Source organism: Paenibacillus nasutitermitis (assembly GCF_014641075.1).
Classification (GTDB): Bacteria; Bacillota; Bacilli; order Paenibacillales; family Paenibacillaceae; genus Paenibacillus_Z; species Paenibacillus_Z nasutitermitis.
This window is the reverse complement of record NZ_BMHP01000001.1, coordinates 1,566,856-1,583,169: the sequence shown is the minus strand read 5'-3', so window position 1 is coordinate 1,583,169 and position 16,314 is coordinate 1,566,856. Positions and strand designations below refer to the sequence as shown.

At 49.6% G+C, this 16,314-nt stretch carries 14 protein-coding genes; 6 read left to right on the top strand and 8 right to left on the bottom strand.

Features of this window, described 5'->3' with window-relative positions; all coding sequences use genetic code 11:
- Positions 1–146 precede the first annotated feature (146 nt).
- From IEY46_RS06745 to IEY46_RS06725, 5 genes are all read left to right on the top strand, one after another.
- A complete protein-coding gene (locus tag IEY46_RS06745; RefSeq protein WP_188990350.1) occupies positions 147–773 on the top strand; it encodes an FMN-dependent NADH-azoreductase in 627 nt (208 codons plus the stop codon).
- Between the two features lie 329 nt (positions 774–1,102).
- The gene (locus IEY46_RS06740; RefSeq protein ID WP_188990348.1) at positions 1,103–2,140 is read left to right on the top strand and encodes a ParB/RepB/Spo0J family partition protein; all 1,038 of its coding nucleotides are present in this window, start codon (positions 1,103–1,105) and stop codon (positions 2,138–2,140) included.
- A gap of 180 nt (positions 2,141–2,320) precedes the next feature.
- On the top strand, positions 2,321–3,103 hold the full coding sequence (locus tag IEY46_RS06735) for an SDR family NAD(P)-dependent oxidoreductase (protein WP_188990346.1): 783 nt from the start codon (positions 2,321–2,323) through the stop codon (positions 3,101–3,103).
- Positions 3,104–3,122: 19 nt separating this feature from the next.
- Positions 3,123–3,893 (top strand): SDR family NAD(P)-dependent oxidoreductase, encoded by a 771-nt coding sequence (locus tag IEY46_RS06730; protein WP_188990344.1) that lies wholly within the window; start codon positions 3,123–3,125, stop codon positions 3,891–3,893.
- A 36-nt stretch (positions 3,894–3,929) separates the two neighbouring features.
- On the top strand, positions 3,930–5,318 hold the full coding sequence (locus tag IEY46_RS06725) for a mandelate racemase/muconate lactonizing enzyme family protein (RefSeq protein WP_188990342.1): 1,389 nt from the start codon (positions 3,930–3,932) through the stop codon (positions 5,316–5,318).
- Positions 5,319–5,677: 359 nt separating this feature from the next.
- On the opposite strand, the gene IEY46_RS06720 is transcribed toward IEY46_RS06725, so the two are convergent.
- The 4 genes from IEY46_RS06720 to IEY46_RS06705 are packed head-to-tail and all read right to left on the bottom strand — an operon-like array spanning position 5,678 to position 9,844.
- Positions 5,678–6,640, bottom strand: a complete 963-nt coding sequence (locus tag IEY46_RS06720) for a mannonate dehydratase (protein WP_188990340.1) — start codon at positions 6,638–6,640, stop codon at positions 5,678–5,680.
- Positions 6,641–6,689: 49 nt separating this feature from the next.
- Complete coding sequence (locus tag IEY46_RS06715) at positions 6,690–8,057, bottom strand: ABC transporter substrate-binding protein (RefSeq protein WP_188990338.1); 1,368 nt, start codon at positions 8,055–8,057, stop codon at positions 6,690–6,692.
- Between the two features lie 39 nt (positions 8,058–8,096).
- Positions 8,097–8,927 carry a carbohydrate ABC transporter permease gene (locus IEY46_RS06710; RefSeq protein WP_188990336.1) on the bottom strand — a complete coding sequence of 277 codons (831 nt, stop codon included), beginning with the start codon at positions 8,925–8,927 and terminating at the stop codon, positions 8,097–8,099.
- Positions 8,924–9,844: a carbohydrate ABC transporter permease gene (locus IEY46_RS06705; RefSeq protein WP_188991752.1), complete on the bottom strand. Its 921-nt coding sequence runs from the start codon at positions 9,842–9,844 to the stop codon at positions 8,924–8,926. Before IEY46_RS06705 ends, IEY46_RS06710 begins: the two co-directional genes overlap by 4 nt.
- 358 nt (positions 9,845–10,202) lie before the next feature.
- On the opposite strand from IEY46_RS06705, the gene IEY46_RS06700 reads away from it, so the two are divergent.
- Positions 10,203–11,108, top strand: coding sequence for an RraA family protein (locus tag IEY46_RS06700; protein WP_188990334.1), 906 nt, complete (start codon positions 10,203–10,205; stop codon positions 11,106–11,108).
- 93 nt (positions 11,109–11,201) lie between these two features.
- Here the strand turns inward: IEY46_RS06700 and IEY46_RS06695 are convergent, their stop codons facing one another.
- The 4 genes from IEY46_RS06695 to IEY46_RS06680 all read right to left on the bottom strand — a co-directional run bounded on the left by IEY46_RS06695 (position 11,202) and on the right by IEY46_RS06680 (position 16,076).
- Positions 11,202–12,371 (bottom strand): helix-turn-helix domain-containing protein, encoded by a 1,170-nt coding sequence (locus IEY46_RS06695; RefSeq protein WP_188990332.1) that lies wholly within the window; start codon positions 12,369–12,371, stop codon positions 11,202–11,204.
- Positions 12,372–12,430: 59 nt separating this feature from the next.
- Complete coding sequence (locus IEY46_RS06690) at positions 12,431–13,087, bottom strand: GntR family transcriptional regulator (RefSeq protein WP_188990330.1); 657 nt, start codon at positions 13,085–13,087, stop codon at positions 12,431–12,433.
- Positions 13,088–13,255: 168 nt separating this feature from the next.
- Positions 13,256–13,402, bottom strand: coding sequence for a hypothetical protein (locus IEY46_RS06685; protein ID WP_188990328.1), 147 nt, complete (start codon positions 13,400–13,402; stop codon positions 13,256–13,258).
- Positions 13,403–13,973: 571 nt separating this feature from the next.
- Complete coding sequence (locus tag IEY46_RS06680) at positions 13,974–16,076, bottom strand: Ig-like domain-containing protein (RefSeq protein WP_188990326.1); 2,103 nt, start codon at positions 16,074–16,076, stop codon at positions 13,974–13,976.
- Positions 16,077–16,314 lie beyond the last annotated feature (238 nt).

Sequence of the window (16,314 nt, the reverse complement as noted above, 5' to 3'; positions counted from 1 at the left end):
CATTCCCATTAGGAAAAACAATGACAACCACCTTGATGCATACACTTTTTCTGAGTTTCCAAAACTTATCGTTTGATTTCACCCAAAATTGTGTTACTATAATTTTGTGAGTTAATTACATTAGAACATTGGAGGCGCAGAAAAAAATGTCACAAGTATTATTTGTAAAAGCAAACAACCGTCCGTCTGATCAATCTGTCACAGTCAAGCTCTACGAGAGCTTTCTTAAGTCCTATAAAGAAAACAATCCGGAGGATATCGTTACCGAATTGAATCTTTTTGAAGCCGATCTTCCTTATTATGACAACGACATGCTTGGCGGACTTTTCAAACTTGCCAAAGGCATTGAGGTAACGCCAGAGGAGCAGAAAGCCGCAGATTTGGCAAATACGTACCTCGATCAATTTCTTGGGGCCGATAAAGTCGTATTCGCATTCCCGCTGTGGAACTTCACAATTCCAGCCCAACTGCTGACTTATCTTTTCTATCTGAATCAAGCAGGCAAAACGTTCAAATATACCGCTGAAGGTCCAGTCGGATTGTTAGGCGACAAAAAAATCACGCTCCTTCAGGCACGCGGCGGCGTATATAGCGAAGGACCTATGACCGGTCATGAAATGTCGCTGAACTACGTGAAAAACACACTTGCATTCTGGGGCATTCAAAACCCGGAAGTCATTGTGGTTGAAGGTCATAATCAATTCCCAGACCGCTCAGATTCGATCATACAGGAAGGTTTGGACAAAGCTTCCAAACTGGCTGCAACTTTTTAATTCACTTCTTCCATCCGAATGGCCGTATCCTTTATTGAGGGTACGGCTTTTTCTTTTTCCTGCGGCACCAGAATAAGTTCTGCATGTCCCACACAAGCTAAAGCGATGCGATTTGCATCTTCTCTAAGATCAAGCCGCGCATGCCAAACTTCTCTATATTACGTGTATATAGGAAAAGAAGCAAGCCACTGCTTTCCAAGGAACAAATGAGTCTATTCAAGCCTCCCTCCTCCTTCGCGCCTATGCCATCTCTTGAAACGTGGTATATAATACTTATGTCCACCTAAGCGGCAAGTAGGCGGAAGAATTCAAGGATGGGAGCTATTCATATGGATATTGCTGAAATACCCACGCATTTAATTGATGAGGATACGGATCAACCGAGATACCAATTTGATGAGGAAGCCCTGCAGGAATTAATGAAAAGCATTGAAGAGCTTGGCTTGCTCTCTCCTATTAAAGTCAGGACGACCCCGGACGGACGATACAAAATCATATACGGCAACCGGAGATATAAAGCCTGCCAAACCCTGAATCTGGCCGCCATTCCCTGCATCGTGTCTACCGTTACAGATGAAATGGAAATCTATCTGGAGCAAATCGCCGAAAATTTAACGAGAGAAGGCTTCTCCCCGATCGAGGAAGCAGATGCCTTCCATAAATTGTTGAACGATCCGAGATTCAGCAGCTCAACCAAATATCTCTCAAGCAAGCTTGGCAAGCCGGAATCGTATATTAAAAATAAAATCGAGCTGCTGAAATTTGGCAAAGCCGTCAAAAAACTGATTGGCAGTGGAACCGAAATCAGGAAAGACAAGCTGACAGAGGATCAACTGCTCCCGCTGAAGGATTTGCCGCTGGAACACCGTGATCCTCTGGCACTTATCGCAGCAAGGGACGAACTGCCTGTCAGCGATGTCAAGAAGATCGCCCGCCTGTTCAAGGATAAGGAGCTCTCCGCAGCGACCAAGGACAAGCTGCTGTATAAATCCGGCCATGAACTGCTTGAGACCTGGTCATCGCGCGAACAAAGCAAAGCGCAGCGGGCCAAGCCGGCCGAGCCTATACCGGCTGTAGAAACTAAAATTAAAGCCGGGAAAGAAACCTCCGGCCCCGCGTCCCCTGCTCCCGTTCCTGATCCAGCTCCAGTAGCTGCTAAGCAATCCATCCTGGAATCGCGGCTGCAGCTGCTTCTCGGCGCCCTGCCGGCATTCGAGCCGCTTCCGGGGGATGCCATTCCCGCTTCAGACAGGATTACTGCCGGGGATCAAGAGAAGCTCCGAAGTGATGTCAAGCTGCTGGTCGATAAACTGGAACAGCTGCTGGCGGAATGGACCCGAATCCGTGATAAGATGGAGACCCCTTAAGTCCCGACCACTCTGCTCCTCCTCACAATAATCTGGCCGGCCATCCTTGCGTGGTCGGTCAGATTTCAAAAAAAACAAACAAAATCATAACTTTACGGCATCGCCACCCCCTGCCTGGTTCAATAAGATTAAGTTGAAAAGGCCAATTGCCATTTCACGAATGGCGCTCGGAGGGGATCTATGAAACTGCGCAATAAAGTGATTTTTATTACAGATGCGGACAGCTTTTCTGGAAAAGCTCTGGTGAACCGGCTATCGGGGGAAGGCGCTCATTTCATTTTGAACAGCGAATCGAATGGCTCCCTCCTTGAAGCAGAGCTTGTAAAGGCCCGTACGGCCGGCTCGGAAATATTTGTCGTTCAACGGAATCTGTGCCGGAGCAACGAGGTAGCAGAAGTTCTCGATCAGGCTAATCTGACATTGGGAAAGGTCGATGTGCTCATTCACAACAATGACCTGTTGAAGCCTGCGCTTGCTGAAACCTGCGAAGAGAATATTTTCCTTGAGATCATTAATGCCAATGCCAAATCTGCATTTATTTGTACACAGACGGTCGGCCGTCAGATGATCGGGAACCAAAACGGGAAAATCATTTATATTTCCTCCATTCATGCCGAGAAGCCGACCGGTACCACCTTTGCCTACAGCGCCTCCAAGGGGGCGATTAAGATGCTCTCCAAAGAAGCCGCATTGGAGCTTGGCCGACACGGTGTACAGGTCAATACGATCGAGCTTGGTCCCATGAAAGAAAATCCGGACCGTTTCATAAGTGGGCTCTCTGCCCTCTATGACAGCTATGAAAGAAAAATCCCAAGCGATCAGCCCGGGAGCTATGAAGACCTGGCTCATCTTGTTCTATACCTTGTCTCTGATGAAGCGCGTTATATTAATGGTACCGATATTCGCCTTGACGGCGGTTTTCTGCTTCACTACATGGATCATAAAATGAAACGGCCGCTATGACTGGTAAAGGTGGTGACGAATGAGACTAGCAGAAAAAACGGCACTTGTCACCGGCGCAGGAACGGGAATTGGCAAAGGCATCGCCATTGAACTGGCCCGGCGCGGGGCAAAAGTAGCCGTGCATTATAATCAGAGCAGTGCCGGCGCACTTGATACCCTGCAGCAAATTCATGCCTTTGGCGGGCAGGCTTTTGTAGTCCAGGGCAACGTTGCACATAAAAAAGAAATTGACGTCATGGTTCAGGAGGTTATCGGCCGTTATGGCACAATTGATATTCTTGTCAACAATGCCGCTTTGCAGTTGAATTACGGTTTCTTCGATCATACGGAAGCCACTTTCGACACCATGATGCACATCAATCTCAAAGGATACTGGCAGTGCATTCAGGCCGTCGTCCCGCATATGAAAGCCAAGAAAACCGGGCGCATTATTAATATTTCATCCGTTCATGCCAAACGTCCCACGGATTTCGATGCCGTCTATGCCATGACCAAAGGCGGAATCCGCATGCTTGGCCGCGAATGCGCCATTGAACTGGGACGATACGGCATTACAGTCAATACGATTGAGCCTGGAGCGGTCGACGTAGGGAAATTCAAAGTCAGAACATCCTCCGGCGAAACAGGCGCGGCCAGATCCAGAACGGAAGACATCCGTATGAAGTTTCCGCTCGGCCGGGTAGGAAAACCGCATGATGTCGCCCAACTGGTCTGTTTTCTCGCATCCGATGAAAGCGAATTCATCTCCGGCGCGGCCATCCGGCTGGACGGCGCCAGCATGCTGCTGTAAGCTTGCCGGAATCCATTAATCAAGGAGTGGAATGATATGATTGACAAACAAGCTTTTGAAGAAACGCTTGCCCACGTCCATACGCATTCAAGTCCATCCGAGCTTCGCATCACCGATATCCGTTTCACCGATATTGTCGGCGGTCCTTTTCACAGCAGCCTGATTAAGGTGTTTACCAATCAGGGGCTGGTCGGCTTTGGCGAGGTACGCGACGGTGCAGATAAAGTCTATGCGCAAATGATCAAAAGCAGGCTGCTCGGCGAAAATCCCTGCAATATTGACAAGCTGTTCCGGCGCATCAAGCAGTTTGGCGGCCACTCCCGTCAAGGAGGCGGTGTGAGCGGTCTTGAAATCGCGCTGTGGGATCTTGCCGGCAAAGCTTACGGCGTACCCGTCTATCAGATGCTGGGAGGTAAATTCCGGGACAAGATCCGCATGTATTGCGATACGGAGGTCGTCGGCAAGGATACCGGCAAAGCCATGGGAGAAGCGCTCAGGAAACGGATGGATATGGGCTTCACTTTCCTGAAGATGGACCTTGGGATCGGCCAAATCATCAATGAGCCCGGTACGCTCAGCGCACCAATCGGTTTCCTTGAAGAGATGAGGGAAAAATCCAAAAACCGCTATAACCAGAATTTCGATGGTATGACCGATGAGCAGATTCGCGATATCACGAACCGCCATTACGATATCTATAATATCCCGCATCCTTTCACCGGCATTCATGTAACGGAGAAAGGACTGGATATGCTGGAACAGTATGTGGCTGATGTACGCTCCGTGATCGGCTACCAGGTTCCGCTTGCCGTTGACCACTTCGGACATATCGGTCTGGAGGATTGCATTAAGCTTGGAAGACGCGTGGACAAATTCAATCTGGCCTGGATGGAGGATATGATTCCTTGGCAGTATACAGAGCAATATGCGAGATTATCGCGTGCAGTGACCACTCCGATATGCACAGGCGAGGATATTTATTTGAAGGAAAATTTTCGTCCTCTGCTGGAGGCCGGTGGCGTGTCTGTCATTCATCCTGATGTGTTGACGACAGGCGGCATTCTGGAAACCAAGAAAATCGGCGATATGGCCCAGGACTACGGAGTTGCGATGGCCATCCATATGGCGGAAAGCCCCATTGCCTGCCTTGCGGCCGCTCATGTTGCCGCGGCGACGGAGAATTTTCTTGCCCTCGAGTACCACTCCTGCGAAGTTGAATGGTGGGATGATATTATTATCAGCAGCAGGCTGCCCAAGAAGCTGGTGCAGAGCGGGTTCATTACGATCACCGACGCGCCTGGGCTAGGAATCGACGATCTTAACGACGAGCTGCTCGCCCAGCATCTTCACCCGGATATTTCGGGGTTGTGGGAACCGACGGACAACTGGAACAAGTTTTATTCCAATGACCGGCTCTGGAGCTGAGGCAAGCCGATCATTGATATCTTCTACCGCTTAGGGCCGGCTCTTACTAAGGATGGCATATGACGAAGCCGCTTGTTAGTGCAAGTGCTCGTAGCCGCCTGATAGAGCTTGCCCTATTTCCTGTTGTGCCGTGCTCCCCTTTAGCTGCTCCAATTTCAGCGTCTTGGTAAGCGCATGCCCCCACGGTTCTTTCTTGCAGGAACGTTTCCTCACACTTTCTCCGATTGTTCATTCCGTTACTCGCCAGCCTGATCCCAACCCTTCTTCGGGCGGACTGAGCTATCATCGATAAATCTTATTTTAACAACAAAAAGGCGGAATCCGAAGATTCCGCCTCGCCTATTTCTGTCCAGCTGTCGTCAGCCTGCCGCAGCAGCCTCCATCAGACCGGTTATATATCCGATGCCATAGAGCCTGCCAAGCAGCTCGTAACCCGGGTTATCATTATCCTCACCTTCCATGGTGGGGACATGATCCGGTCTTGCCGGCCCTTTGAAACCAACCTCGTAATACGTTCTCATAGCCTGGAGCATATCGGTTTTGCCGTCGTCATGGAACGTTTCCTCGAATTTCTCCGGCGTTCCCCGTACATCCCGGAAATGGACAAAAAATAGTTTGTCCTGGGCGGCAAAATCGCGGATCACCCGGGGAATATCGTCTCCGGCCGTTGCCAAGGTTCCCTGACAGAGCGTAATCCCGTTATTGGGGCTCGGCACCAGGTCGATCGCCCGCTGCAGAGCACTGGCGCTGCGCAGTATCCGCGAGACGCCCCGTATCGGTGTAATCGGCGGATCATCCGGATGAAGCGCCAGCTTCACCTTGACTTCCTCCGCAACAGGCACGATCCGCTCCATGAAATAATGCAGGTTCTCCCACAGTTGCTCCTCCGTTACGACGCCGGCGTCTGTCAATGGCGCATCCTTCATCAGGCTGTGATCGTAGCTCGATACAAGCGCTCCTCCCCGCGTGCGAGTTGTCGTAGAGGTCCTGAACCAGTTGAACTGCGCCATGAAATTATAGCAAAGCACCGGAATGCCAGCCGCGCCCATATGAAGCAGGAATTTCTGGAAGATTTCAATTTCTTCATCGCGCCCGGCGGTGCCAAGCTTGATGTGATTGCTCGGCGGCATCGACTCGATAACGGACAATGCAAGGCCATGATCCGCATACCGCTGCTTCATCCGGACAAGCGGCATGAAATCCCACGGCTTCTCCGATTTCTCTTCCCAAGGCAGACCCCCAACCGCAGCATTTACATTCATTTGCTTCGCAAGCTGCCATAAACGGTCAGGCTGCGAAGAGAAAAACTCGGCCAGCTGCATCGAACAAACCCCTCTCCATTGCGGACTTATACTCCTGATCCATTAATCCTTACGCTCCCGCTTTTGCAGCCAGCTCCTTGCCCATTTTATCGATTTTGTTGTAAGCATCTTCAATGGATTGCTGACCGAACGTGACCGCCTCCAGCTCTTTCTTGTAGGTGTCTACCCACTCGGAGAAACCGGCTGCCGGCGCATAGAACGGGAGAGCTTTCTCAACCGATAAATCATAAATTTCTTTGCCCAGCTTATCCTTCTGCTCAAGCGTCGGTTCCAGCTCTTTGTATATTTCAGGGTTGATCGGAATCCCGCGTGTCAGCCCCAGCGCTTTTCCGGCCTCCTTATCCGTAATAAACCATTGGACAAAATTTTTGGCTTCTTCCTTGTTCTTGGAATTGGCGCTTACGCTCAGGAAAATCGTGGACTGTGCCCAGCCGCCCCCGGAAGGTCCCGTCGGCATATTGACGACGCCGACCTTGCCTGGTATGAGCTGCTCCAGTGCGCTTACGGAACCTGTAGTTGCCCCGCGCGTCATGACCACTCCCGAAGCCATAGGATCGGCCTGCGGATCATTCTCCAGAAAAGCAGCCGCTTTTTCCGCAGGCGGAACGACTTTGGTTTTGCGGAAATCCTCATAAATTTTATAGAAGGTCATGAATAATTCCTTATCCAGCGTGAATTTCTTCCCGCCGTCGGACATAATCGGATCTTTCCCCATCGAGGTCTGATAGTAGTTGAAGCCGTCCCAGGTGGTTGTATCGCCAATGGGATATTTGCCTTCCGGCAGCTTGGATCGCGCATCCTTGGCCCACTGGAAGAACTCGTCGTAGGTCCAGTTCTTCTGAGGCAAACTGATGCCGTACTGCTCCAGCTCCGGCTTGTTAAAAGCAATGCCCTGTGCATTCTGGCTGAGCGGGATGCCATATAATTTGCCGCCGATTTTCAAATTTTCCACCACATTGGCATCCACAATTCCGCTCAAATCAATATCGGACAAGTCCTCAAGCTGTCCTCTGGATACATATTCCTGGATATACGCCGCATCCATCTGCAGCACATCCGTAATCGATTTCGAGGCCGCAAGCGTCGGCAGCTTCTGCCAATAAGCATCCCATGCCATGAATTCCGGCTTGAATTTCACATTCGCATGCTGCTGCGTGTAGAGATCAAGCGCTTTTTTGGTTGCTTCATGACGCGCATCGGTCCCCCACCACATCATGCTTAACGTCTTGGCGGCTCCCGCCTCCTTGGATGGCTCGCTTCCCGCAGCATTGCCCTCCTTGTTTCCGGTCGTTTTGCTATCGCCACTGCTGCCGCTGGTTCCGTCATTTCCTCCCCCGCCTCCTCCGCTGCATGCCGCCAAAATGATCAGCAGTGCCATACTCGTGAACAACAAAATCGCTGAACGTTTTCTTCTCATTTCCAAATAACCCCTCTCCATATTGTAATGATTAAGGTGTTAGCCTTTTAAACCGGTAGTGGCAATCCCCTCCACGAAATGCTTCTGGGCAAAAAGAAAAATAAGGGCGGAGGGCAAAATAGATAACAGCGACATCGCAAGAAGCTGACCCCATTGGATATCGAACTGGTCGATAAACATGCGCAGCGCAAGTCCCACCGTAAACTTGTCCACTGAGCTTAAATACAGCACCTGAGCAAAAAAATCATCCCAGCTCCAGATGAAAGTGAAGATCGCAACGGTCACCAGCGCGGGCTTAATGAGCGGAAAAATAATCCGCAGAAAAATGCCGTACACGGATGCGCCGTCAATCTTGGCCGCTTCATCCAGATCCCGGGGGATGCCGCGGATGAATTGAACGAGCAGAAAGATAAAGAATGCCCCTCCGCCAAAAAAATGCGGCAGAACCAGCGGAATATAACTGTCTACCCAGCCAAGCTTGTTGAACAGAATGTACTGGGGAACAACGGTAACCTGACCGGGAAGCATCATGGTCAAGAGCAGAATCGAGAACCAGAAGCCGCGAAGCTTGAAATGGAGTCGTCCGAAGCCATAGGCGACGATTGCCGCGGTCAGCACCCCGCCAGTCACATTGCCAAGCTCCATCAGGAGCGTATTGCCGAAGAAATGGGCAAAGGTGTATTCGCTGGAGAAGTTCCAGCCATTGCTGTAATTTTCCCACATCGGCGTTGACGGCCACAGTGTGGGAAGGCTGAGCTCAGCCGTCTTCTTCAGGGAGGCGCCGATCCACCAGATGACCGGGTATACCATGAGCAGCGAGAAAAGCGTCAGAAATAAATGATTGGAGACCTTGCTGCGGACTGTATTCATTTGGCCTTCCCCCCGTCCGACTCATAGAACACCCAATAACGCGAGGCCAGAAAATTGAGGACGGTCAGAATGGCGACAATAACAAGCAGAATCCAGGCCAAAGCGGATGCATAACCCATCTGGTAATGCTTGAAGGCTTTTTCATACAAAAACAGCGCATACATATACGTGGAATTAACCGGTCCTCCTTTGGTAATGATGAAGGCCGAAGTGAATGTCTGGAAGGAGCCGATGATGCCGAGTACCAGGTTAAAGAACATGACCGGCGAGAGCATGGGCAGCGTAATGCTGATAAATTTGCGGAATTTGCCGGCTCCGTCAACGGATGCCGATTCATACAGCTCCTGCGGGACCTGCTTGAGTCCAGCCAGAAAAATAACCATCGTCGAACCGAATTGCCAGGTGTTCAGAAGAATCAGCGTCCCAAGCGACGTATCCGGATTGGAAATCCAGCCTGCCCCCTGTATGCCGAACCAGGCGAGCACTTGATTGATGTAACCGTCCAGACCGAACATGTTCCGCCATAATGCGGCTACGGCGATGCTTCCTCCGATCAGGGATGGAAAATAAATCGCTGTCCGGTAAATATTCATCCCCCGGATGCTTTTGCTCAGAGCCATCGCTACCAGGAGGGAGAAGAATAGCTTCAGCGGCACGGAAATCAATACAAACAGGAAGGTTACGCTGAGCGACTTGGTAAAGGTCGAATCATCGGTGAAAATCTTGACATAATTGTCCGTACCGATCCAAACCGGATCTTCAAGAAGCGAGTATTCGGTAAAGGATAAATAAAAGGACTGTGCGATAGGCCATAAGGTCAACAGTAAAAAACCGATCAGCCATGGAGAAATGAAAAGATAACCGGCCAGGTTGGTTTCTTCCTTATGCTTCCGCTTTTTTCCGGGAGCGTTCACCACCTCCGGGCGGGATGTCTGGGATAGCGTCTCAGAAGTCACCCAAGGATCTCCTCCTTATTTCGCTTATTCGGAACAGCTTGCGGGGATGCACTTCTCCACTCTAAACGAAAGCGGTTTCATAGGAATAGGTGACGAATTTATGAATTTGTTTGATTTATTTCAAGATCTATTGTTTAACATTTATTTCCTTATGCCGTATGCCAAATGGGGTGAAAAAATTATGCAGTCCTCCGAAATGCCTTAAAAAACTCGCATCGACAAATCCCCGAATCTCCCTAACAATAGATGCAAGCGGCATCAAAATAAATGGCTTGTATCACCCTTCACTCCACATTTTGCGAAAAAGAGGTGCTCTAAAATGAAATTTGACAATCCGGAAGATATTATCCAGTTCACTCCCCTATGGGAAGGGGAACGGTTCGCAAACGGCCGTCCGAAGGTTCCTGAAGACGTGCTGCGCCGCATGCGGAAAATCACCGTCGAGGAAGCCTGGGGTCCCCTATGGCACAGAGGTTATACTTTTCAATTTGAAGGTGAATTCAAAATCATCCATCCCGATCAAATCATGGTCGGCCGGGCGGTTACGGCCGTTATGGTACCGAAGCGTCCGGATCTGCATGAATCTTTATTGGACTACGGGCATCGGCAGGAAGGACGCAAAGGCTTCTTCAATCAATGGGTCATTGATTCGCTGGTGGAGGACGATGTTGTGGTTGTCGATATGTTCGATAAGGTCCAGCTGGGGACGTATGTGGGAGGCAATCTGTCCACCGCCATCTCCACGAGGACCAAACGCGGAGGCGCCGTCATATGGGGCGGCATCCGCGACAATCAGCAGATCTCAGAAATCGACAATATTAACGTTTATTATCGGGGCAGCGATCCTACGGCAATCGCTGATGTGACCATGGTCGGCATGAATGTGCCGACGCGGATCGGCAAAGCGATATGCCTCCCCGGCGACATTGTGCTGGGAACGCCTGCAGGCGTCATCTTCATCCCTCCGCACCTGGCGGAGCTTACCGTTGTGCAGGCGGAGAAGTCACAGGTCCGGGATATATTCGGCTTTATCCGCCTAAAGGAGGGCGTGTATTCGACCGCCCAGATCGATGCTGCCTGGAATTCGGATTTGTACCGGGACTTTGTGGATTGGTTTGACAGCGATGAAGCGGCATCCGGTTATCGCCATCTGTCCTGGGAGAAGGAGCTGGAGGAAGCACGCAAGCTGCACGGAAGCGGACCTGGAGGCGATGTGCGGTTGTAGCCGGCATTTGCTATATAAGAAATCGACATAACGCAGCAAAAAAAGGTTTTGGAGAAAGGTGTGACAGCCTCTCTTCAAAACCTTTTTTGATAGTCATTTTCCAACAGATTCCCTGTATTCCGAAGGCGACAGTCCCACCTTTTTCTTGAAAATCTGGCTGAAATACCGCGGGTCCTGATAACCTACCTGCTCAGCGACCTCATAATTTTTGTAATGGGCCATTTTGAGCAGCTCTTTCGCTTTATCGATACGGATGTCGGTTAAATGCTCGATGAAGGTTTTTCCGGTGTTCAGCTTGAACAGCAGGCTCAAATAGGTCGGCGTCATATAAACCTTCTGGGCGACACTCTGCAAGGAAGCCGACTTGCACTCCTGCTCCATGTAATGCATCGTTTTCTTGATAATGCTGCGGTGGCTTTCCTTCTGATCGGGCGCCATCACCTCTCTGACGCCGGCAAAAAAATGAGCCACATACGTCTTTATTTCCTGAAGCGTCTGCATCTTTACGATGGACATGATTTCAAATTTCTCGTAAGCGCTCGCATATTCAGTATTGGCAAGCAGCTTCTTCTCAATGGCAATAAGCAGACGGACCGTCAATTCATACATGGTCTTGATATCAATGGGACCGTCCTGAAGCAGGCCTTGATAAAAAACGCCGACCGCCTCTTCAATCTCGGCTGCGGAATCGGCTGCTCTGAGCGCGTCGAGCAGTTCTTTCTCGCTCTCTGCCGGATACTCGCCAAACGTCACATAACGGCGAAGCTCGCTGTAATAAATAATTTGTCCCGTTCCCCGGTAAAATTTGTTGTGCAGCGCCCGGGCCGCCTGTCTGTAGGATTGGTTGACATCATACAGATGACTGCAGGGCTTGCCGACTCCGATATTGACCGGAAGACTGAAATGCTGACTAAGCGTATTTTGAATCGCTTCCAGAAATTCTTTGGATACCCATGAGAACAATAATCCAATCCGGCTTTGTTCATCCATAAATACGACAACGCCACCGGTAACCTGCCTCTGCAAATAATCGCGCATCCTCTCAATCAGCAGAATCTTCTCATGTTCATCTTCGCTGGTGGATACAGGCTCCAGCAGCGCCAGCGCCGGATAAGTGTAATACGGATTTAAATTCAGCCGGGACAGGTTTTCCTTCAAATCAGCACCGGTGTCCTTCCGCCCCTGTACCAGATCCTGCAGAAAGCGGTCTCTCATCCAGGACAAAATCACATCCTCTTTAAACAATAGCCCTTCGCTTGGCATGCTCCATATCCCCTTTTTTTGAAAGGATCGTGTTCCCGGGTGCATGACGCTACATGAAGCTAATCAAGATCGATCATTTTATAGGCGTGCATATGCTCGATAAAAGCCGCCTCGGCCGCATCCGCGTCGCCTGACCGGAGCGCATCAATAAGGATGAGATGCCAGTCAGCCAGCACGTTCGTCGTATAATGCCGGTTGGAGATGGCCATGAAACGCATAACCTTGGTGCGCATATGATCCCAAAGCTCCAGAATCGCCTGATTATCACACTTCTTATAGAAAAAACCATGGAAATCCATATCGAGCTCCAGGATGCTCAGAATTTCGTTTTGTTTGGCCGCTATATCCATATTGCTGATAATGACGTTTAAATGACTGTAGTCCTCTTCCGTCAATAAAGGCATGGACTGCCGGACGGCAAAACCTTCGATGATTTCGCGAAGTACAAAAATATCCCTGATTTCCTTGGCTGAGATCGAGGACACAACAGACCCTTTATTGGGAATGCCGGTGATCAGCCCCTCCTGCTTTAACCTTTCCAGCGCTTCGCGTACCGGAGCTTGACTGATTTGAAATCTGCCGGCTATTTCGGTTACGATCAGCCGGGTTCCCGGTTGAAGATCGCCCGCAAGAATACCTTTCTTCAGGTCCGCATACACATGCTCGCTAATGGAGTTGATAGGATAATCCACCTGAGTGCCCCGAATAGCTTCCACTGCTCCTTCCGATAAGATTATCGATTATCGATAATCTCTTGCTTAGTTCCATTATAGGCATTCCCGCTTCCGGTGACAACTGCTTTTTATCCGCCATAGAAAAGAACCGACGGCGCCGTCGATTGACGGCGCGTGCCGGTTCATCCTGAGATTCTTGCCTGTCTGCCGCTAACCTGTTGAAGGGCTGTTCGGCACATGGCCTTTCTGGTTGCGATTCTCCGATGTGGAAGCAGCCAGATGGTTTTCTGCTTCTCGGGAACTTGTCTCCAGAGCCAGATTTCTTGCTTCGATGGATTGCTTTTTGCTGCGGGCCATAGCTCAGACCTCCAATCGCTTTACATAGCCTCAGATTCAAGGCTGTTATAGGTTAACCCGTTTCATTGCCGCTTACCATTCCAATTGCTCAAACAAGCAAGCTGCTCTCGCGATAGCACCTGCTTGGCGTCCCTCTTCAACTCTAGATACCCGTATTCCTGCTTTTTGAAGATTGGGATATATGCAACCCCATCTATTTAATGTCATTAACCTTCATCCAGAGAAAATGACACTATTCCAGATAATTCACTGAATTTATGAGCTTTTTTAACAATTAACGACATTAATTTTATTGATATTTAACCTCATTAACAATCACACATCCCCCGAAATGCAAAAAAAAGCTTTGTCTATCAAAGAACTTCAGCGTATAAAAAATATGCGTCAAACTTTTCATAAGCAGCGGTAAAGGCCATTCATAACGGAATGGCCTTACCTGCTTCCTCTCCTCAACTGGAAATGACCTTTATCATGAAAATAAACAGATCATAAAAAAATACGGCTCCTCTCCCTCAAATGAGGAAAAGGAACCGCATCTACACCCTTGCATTGTCATTCGTCACTTGAAAAATTAGCGGGGTGTATCCGTGCCATTGAAGGTCACATAATAAGTCGCTGTACCTTCTTTATTCTTCAGCGCGTTCCAGCCGGCCGCATCCGTGACGCCGCTGACAAAGCTCACCCGATATATTTTATTGCTCTGCAGCACTCCGCCGAGATTAAGAGTGACTTGTGTCACAATCTTGGTTTTGTCCTTCAATTGATCAGAAGCGATCACCACCGTTTTCCCGTCGGAGCCGGTGATGCGGAAAGCCCCTGCACTTACATTCTTAACCGGTTCGCTGAAATAGACCGTAACCGTCTTGTTATTGGAAGCCGATGCACCGGTCGCATATGGCCGCAAATTAGGCATATCGATCCCCGCGAACGATTTCCTGTTAGCGTTGTCGGCTGTTTGGAGTCCTACTATTCCGCTGACCGAAGCGATATAAACATGCCCCTGCCGGAATATAGTTGGATTGCTATTATCGGCCGTTCGGATTTGAAAGCTAATGATTTTATCATTTCCTTCTTTGCGTGCCAGATAATATTTCCAGCCCGTTGTAGAGACAGAAGCACCGTCATTCGTCAGAACCGTCAGCTTGAGTGTGGACAGACTTATACCTTTAAGCGACTTGCTAAAGGCTACCTCCACTGTATTTTCATTGACCGCACGGATCGTCTCTACGGCGATGGTAGCCACCTGGCTGGCTCCATTGCCGCTGAATGAGCGCTGCGTACTGTCGGCAATGACATTGCCGGTCAAATCACGGACTGCATAAACCGTCACTTTATAGCTTTTGCCTGTAACCTGATTGCCAGTCGACAGCGTAACCGTTCGGTCCGAATCCTTGTAAACGGCTTTGGTTGCTAAGCCGAGTCCGCCGTCAAAGAAATAGTAGGCCGGGTTCTCCGCGTATAATGGATCCAGCTTTTCACTGAAAGTCAGCACGACTTTATTGGTTCCTGCTGAAATTTTGGTAATGGCAGGCGGAGTATTATCTACGACTGCGCCAAAATATAATGGGCTTCCGGGATCCATCACATTGCCCGCAAGATCCTTGACATTGGTTACTATAAGTGTGTAGAGCGTGCCCGCCTTTTGCTTCTGGGTCAGAATCGTCACTGTCTTCTTATCTGCACCAAGGCTGATGCGGGTAATAGTCAAGTCATTATTGAATTTGTAATTGGCTGCTTTTTCAGCCGAAGCGCTCTCAACCGGTTCGCTGAAAACCACGGTGATGGATGCATCGCCGTTGATCTTGGATGAAACAATCTTCGGTTTGGACTGATCATCGCTTGCCCCCGTGAAGGTCCAGCTTTTCCCCGCTGCATAAAGACGGTAAACCATTCCGGCGGTTTGCTTATCTGTCGTCAGCGTCGCGATGGTACCCGCCGCATTTAATGCAACATTTCGTATCGACAGCGTATTCCCTGCCGTATCGGCGATGACAAATTGCTCTTTGATCGCACTTTGGACTGGATACTTCAGCTTGATCTGAACGGACGTGGCTGATTTGGCCGTTACCGATTCCGCATCCAATGAATCACGATCAGGATTCAGACCGGGATTCATATCCAGATAAACGGCATAGGAAGCTTCTACCAGCAAGGAACGCCTGGCTACGACTGTATAATCGGATTGCTCGGGAATCCAACTCTTGTCAAGCGCGGCACTGACATCTGTCTTGGCCCAAGCCGATACTTTGCCATATACAACGGTCGAGCCGCCTCCGGTATTACCATAAGCCCTAACGAGCACTGCTGCAAGCTGCTCGACCGTCACTTTTGCGGCTGGACCGAACTTGCCGGCCCCCATCCCTTTCATTAAGCCGGATTTCGTAACCGCCTCAATTTCGCCATAAGACCATCGGGTCTTAAGCACATCACTATAGGTTGGTTTGACTGCCTCTTCCTTGAGCTCCCACAGACGGAACAGCACGGTCGCGAATTGCTCGCGCGACATGGCTTCCCCTAGACGGGAGGACCCATCTGAAAAACCGGTAAAAATACCTTCATTGCGCAAAAATTGAAATTTCTGCTCGGTATTAAGCTCAGCCGCTCCCGCTTGCGTTAAAGGCAAACCTGCCAGAAGGATCAGCACCGATAAAATAATCATTTGTAATCTTCTCACTTCATCCCTCTCCCTTGTTCTTCGAGTATCATACGAATTACACCAATGAAGACTGCTCTGCAATTCAATCATCCTTCTTACGCATGAATGATACAAAATGTTTCGTTAGTGGAGCCCAATAAGATAAATAATTTGGCCGCACAGATAGCGCGCCCCTAAGCAGCACCCGGAATATTTTCGTCTTATTTGAGCAATCCTGTAAAAGGATAGAGAGAATAGTTAGCTGAAGGGAAATCCT

What these genes read in the sequence shown, in the direction of transcription:
- IEY46_RS06745 (WP_188990350.1), top strand. Translation starts at nt 147, where the DNA reads ATGTCACAAGTATTATTTGTAAAAGCAAACAACCGTCCGTCTGATCAA.
- IEY46_RS06740 (WP_188990348.1), top strand. Translation starts at nt 1,103, where the DNA reads ATGGATATTGCTGAAATACCCACGCATTTAATTGATGAGGATACGGAT.
- IEY46_RS06735 (WP_188990346.1), top strand. Translation starts at nt 2,321, where the DNA reads ATGAAACTGCGCAATAAAGTGATTTTTATTACAGATGCGGACAGCTTT.
- IEY46_RS06730 (WP_188990344.1), top strand. Translation starts at nt 3,123, where the DNA reads ATGAGACTAGCAGAAAAAACGGCACTTGTCACCGGCGCAGGAACGGGA.
- IEY46_RS06725 (WP_188990342.1), top strand. Translation starts at nt 3,930, where the DNA reads ATGATTGACAAACAAGCTTTTGAAGAAACGCTTGCCCACGTCCATACG.
- IEY46_RS06720 (WP_188990340.1), bottom strand. Translation starts at nt 6,640, where the DNA reads ATGCAGCTGGCCGAGTTTTTCTCTTCGCAGCCTGACCGTTTATGGCAG.
- IEY46_RS06715 (WP_188990338.1), bottom strand. Translation starts at nt 8,057, where the DNA reads ATGAGAAGAAAACGTTCAGCGATTTTGTTGTTCACGAGTATGGCACTG.
- IEY46_RS06710 (WP_188990336.1), bottom strand. Translation starts at nt 8,927, where the DNA reads ATGAATACAGTCCGCAGCAAGGTCTCCAATCATTTATTTCTGACGCTT.
- IEY46_RS06700 (WP_188990334.1), top strand. Translation starts at nt 10,203, where the DNA reads ATGAAATTTGACAATCCGGAAGATATTATCCAGTTCACTCCCCTATGG.
- IEY46_RS06695 (WP_188990332.1), bottom strand. Translation starts at nt 12,371, where the DNA reads ATGCCAAGCGAAGGGCTATTGTTTAAAGAGGATGTGATTTTGTCCTGG.
- IEY46_RS06685 (WP_188990328.1), bottom strand. Translation starts at nt 13,402, where the DNA reads ATGGCCCGCAGCAAAAAGCAATCCATCGAAGCAAGAAATCTGGCTCTG.